At 60.7% G+C, this 3,797-nt stretch carries 4 protein-coding genes; 1 reads left to right on the top strand and 3 read right to left on the bottom strand.

Translation table 11 applies throughout. The annotated features are described in order from the left end of the window. The first annotated feature begins 223 nt into the window (after nt 1-223). Nucleotides 224-1,384 carry a diguanylate cyclase gene (locus tag IGS51_RS11720; protein WP_297078560.1) on the top strand — a complete coding sequence of 387 codons (1,161 nt, stop codon included), beginning with the start codon at nt 224-226 and terminating at the stop codon, nt 1,382-1,384. Here the strand turns inward: IGS51_RS11720 and rsmG are convergent. From rsmG to IGS51_RS11705, 3 genes are read right to left on the bottom strand one after another with little or no spacing between them, the layout of a single operon-like run. Beyond that, entirely contained in the window at nt 1,326-2,126 is an 801-nt protein-coding gene (rsmG, locus tag IGS51_RS11715) for a 16S rRNA (guanine(527)-N(7))-methyltransferase RsmG (RefSeq protein WP_297078559.1), read from the bottom strand. The genes IGS51_RS11720 and rsmG overlap by 59 nt on opposite strands. A gap of 23 nt (nt 2,127-2,149) precedes the next feature. Next, entirely contained in the window at nt 2,150-2,806 is a 657-nt protein-coding gene (locus tag IGS51_RS11710) for an ABC transporter ATP-binding protein (RefSeq protein WP_297078558.1), read from the bottom strand. A gap of 55 nt (nt 2,807-2,861) precedes the next feature. Further along, nucleotides 2,862-3,755: a class II fructose-bisphosphate aldolase gene (locus tag IGS51_RS11705; RefSeq protein ID WP_297078557.1), complete on the bottom strand. Its 894-nt coding sequence runs from the start codon at nt 3,753-3,755 to the stop codon at nt 2,862-2,864. Nucleotides 3,756-3,797 lie beyond the last annotated feature (42 nt).

Here is a 3,797-nt window from a genome sequence, read left to right as displayed (position 1 = left end):
CTATTGCAAACTCATACAGACTATCGGGAACTCTATGGAATGAGGGAATATACAATCACGGTTTAAACAGCAGGTCGAGCCGCCTGCGACTGTCCGCCTGAAACTGCCACAAACCCGCGCTGAATCGCTCCCTGTCAAACAGCAAAATGGTTTATTTCTCCGGTATCCTGCGCTCAAGAGGCTAAATCTTGTCTGAAAGCTCTAGTAGTTTATCAGAGGGCATTTGAAAAAATCTAACGCAGAGTCTTCTAGCAACGAGCTTGGCGGGTCTGTCATGGAAGCACCCGATGTAGATGTGATTAATATCCTGATTGTGGACGATACACCCGCCAACCTACAGTTGTTAACGAGCTTGCTGCGGCGTAGAGGATATGAAGTGAGAGCTGCAAACAGTGGCGCTTTGGGATTGGCGATCGCCCGCGCTACGCGAACCGAAGTGGTGCTACTCGACATTTCGATGCCCGAAATGGACGGCTTTACGGTTTGCGAACAGCTCAAGTCGGATCAGCGCACGCGAGATATTTCCGTCATCTTTGTCAGCGCCCTCAGCGAAGTCGTAGACAAAGTAAAAGCCTTTGCGGTAGGCGGGGTGGACTATATCACCAAACCCTTTCATGTGCAGGAGGTGGTGGCGCGAGTCGAGACGCATCTAACCCTGCGCCGACTCCAGCAGCAACTCCAGGCGCAAAACGAGCGGCTGCAACAGGAAATGCGCGATCGCCTAGCCGCCGAAGCCGCCCTCCAGGCCGCCAACCTGGAGCTAAAGCGTCTTGCCAATTCCGACGGGCTGACCCAGGTCGCCAATCGCCGCCGCTTTGATGAATACCTGTCGCAAGAATGGCAGCACATGCTGCGCGAACAGCAGCCCCTCTCGCTGATCCTCTGCGATGTAGACTGCTTCAAGGCCTACAACGATGTCTATGGCCACCAGGAGGGCGATCAGTGCCTCCGACAGGTGGCCCAGGTGATTGACGCTGCCGTAAAACGCGCCGTAGATCTAGTAGCCCGCTACGGCGGCGAAGAATTTGCGATGATCTTGCCCAACACCGCCAGCGAGGGCGCGCAGCAGGTCGCCCAGGAAATTCAGGCAAGTATCAAAGCGCTGGCGCTGCCCCATGCCGCCTCGTCCGCTGCGCCCATTGTCACGCTGAGCCAGGGCATTGCCACGCTGATTCCCCAACTCGACGAGGAACCCGACCAACTGATTGCCGCTGCTGATCAGGCGCTCTATCGAGCCAAGCAGTCTGGGCGCGATCGCATCGTGGTGGCGACTCCAGATTCCGAACCGCCGATCCGAACCGCCGATCCGAACCGCCGATCCAGCGCTACTCCAGGGGCTTCTGGCTGGGAACCCCAACCGGACGGGGAAACTCCGCCGGAGTAGGCGCAGTTTTTCGCAAATACAAACAGTGGCGGGCGGCACGGCTGATTGGCGTGGTGAAGGGGGCGGTCGCCTCCAGGTTCCCCCCCAGAAGTTTCAGAACCGGCCTCAGCGCAGCAGTTTCCGCCTCGCTCCACTGCCCGCGATACAGCACCGCCACCCCGCCCAGCTTCAGCAGCGGCAGCGCATACTCGGCACAGACCGCCGCCGGAGCCACCGCCCGCAGCAGCGCCCCATCATACTGTTCGCGGTGTTGCGGAGCTTGCCCCACCGATTCAGCGCGATCGCAAAGGGTCTGGGCATTTTGCACCCCCACCTGCACCAGCACCGTTTCCAAAAACGCCAGCTTTTTGCGCGTCGAATCCAGCAGCGTCACCTGAGCCTGGGGCAGGGTCAGCGCGGCGGGAATGCCAGGGAAGCCTGCGCCAGTGCCGATGTCGATCAGCCGCAGGGAGGATGGGAGGGCTGGAGGATTTTCCAACGTGCCGCGCCTCTCACAATCCCGGACTCCCAGCCCCCACTCCCGAACCCCCACCAGACCACTCATCGAGTCCCACAGGTGCTTTTCCCAAAACTCTTCGGGGTCGGTGATGCGGGTCAGGTTGAGGCGCTGGTTGCCGTCCAGGATGTGGGTATAAAGCTGCTGAAACTGCTCTTGCTGGGCGGGGGTGGGCTGCCAGCCGAGGGTGGTCTGCCACAGTTCGGGCAGGGTGGGAAGCGTGGGGAATGAGGCAGCGTGGCTCATGCTGAAAGAGTTGCCGTCGGCGGCTAGGCGCTGGCAGTGATGAAGAGGGACGGCTCGACGGACTGGAGTTGGCCGTGGTGCAACGTCCAGCAGCGGTCGGCGATCGCCGCCAGTTCGCTGGCATCGTGAGACACCACCAGCAGACACCAGTCTTGCTTGAGCCGCGCCAGCACGCTGACCAACTGCTGCCGCATCGACCAGTCCAGCCCCGCGGTGGGTTCGTCTAGCAGCAGCAAAAAGGGCTGGCGAATCAACTGCACGGCCAGCGCCAGTCGCCGCTGCTGGCCCCCGCTGAGGTCGCGGGGTGATGTACCCAGAGAGAGATGATCCAGACCTACTTCTTGGAGCGCGTGATGGAGGCGATCGCGGCTCAGTTCGGGATGGCCCAGCCGCAGTTCTTCCAAAATTGTGCTGCCGCAAAAGTGCCGCTCTGGAAACTGAAACACCAGCCCCGCCAGCTCCCGCAGATATTCCGGGTTCAAGTCCTGATCGCGCCAGCGAATCGTGCCTGACGTTTTCTTGGCCAGGCCGCTGAGGATTTCCAGCAGCGTGCTTTTGCCAGAGCCGCTCGGCCCGACGATCAGCCCCAACTGCTGCGGAGCCATGTCCAGGCTGATGTCCTTTAAAATCGGGCTGGGCGTGGCGGCAGGATGATAGCTAACGTCGCGCAGATAGAGCATGGGGAGAGATCAGGGCTTAGAGAGCGAGGGTCAAGCGTCAGGGATCAGGCAGGAATCAGGTCTGGGCGTGCAGCAGCATGGCGGCGTAGGGGGTCTGGTGCTGGTGAGCTTTGCCGTCGGAGCCAAACAGACGGATCTTTTCCATAATGACCGATCGCATGGCGGCGATCGCCTCTTGCGTAACATCCAGCAAGTCTTGCTCATCGTCACCGCAGACCTGTCCCGCCAGCGTCGCCATATACGCCTGCCGCACCTCAGTATTGACGTTAAACTTGCACACGCCAAGCTGAATCGAACGGCTAATCATCTCTGCGGGCAAGCCCGATGCGCCGTGCAGCACCAGCGGAATCGAGAGCCGCTGCCGGATTCGCGCCAGCCGATCAAAATCGAGCCGGGGCGGGCTTTTATATTCCCCGTGGACGTTGCCGATGGTTACGGCCAGCGCGTCTACCCCCGTCGCCGCAACAAATTCCACCGCCTGATCCGGGTCGGTCATTTTGGCTTCCTTTTCGGCAATGGTCAGCCCGTCTTCGGTGCCGCTGATCCGCCCGATTTCCGCTTCCACCACCGCGCCATAGCGATGCGCCAGGGCCGTCATGTCGCCGGTAAAGGCAAGGTTCTCGGCATAGGGCAGCGGCGACCCGTCCGCCATGATCGAGCGCATCCCCGCCGTCAGCGCGTCCTGAATATCGGCTGCGGAGGTGCTGTGGTCGAGATGCACCGAAATAGGAACCGATGCGGCCCGCGCCGCTTCCAGACAGAGCGCCACCAGGGGCGATCGCCCATACTTCAGCGCACTCGGATGCAGTTGCAGCATTGCCGGACTCTGCAACGCCTCCGCCGCCTCCACCACCGCCTTCACGCCCTCTAGGTTATAGACATTAAATGCACCAATGGCGTAGGCATTGCGCCGCGCTGTTTCTAGCAGTTCTTGGGTGGAGGTGAGCATGGGTTTGAAAGGGATGAGGCGGGGCGGAAGAGAAAGGTCGCT

It is taken from the genome of Thermoleptolyngbya sp. M55_K2018_002 (assembly GCF_015295965.1).
Lineage (GTDB): Bacteria > Cyanobacteriota > Cyanobacteriia > Elainellales > Elainellaceae > Thermoleptolyngbya > Thermoleptolyngbya sichuanensis.
Note: the sequence above shows the minus strand (reverse complement) of the source record. Positions and strands in the feature narration are given on the sequence as shown.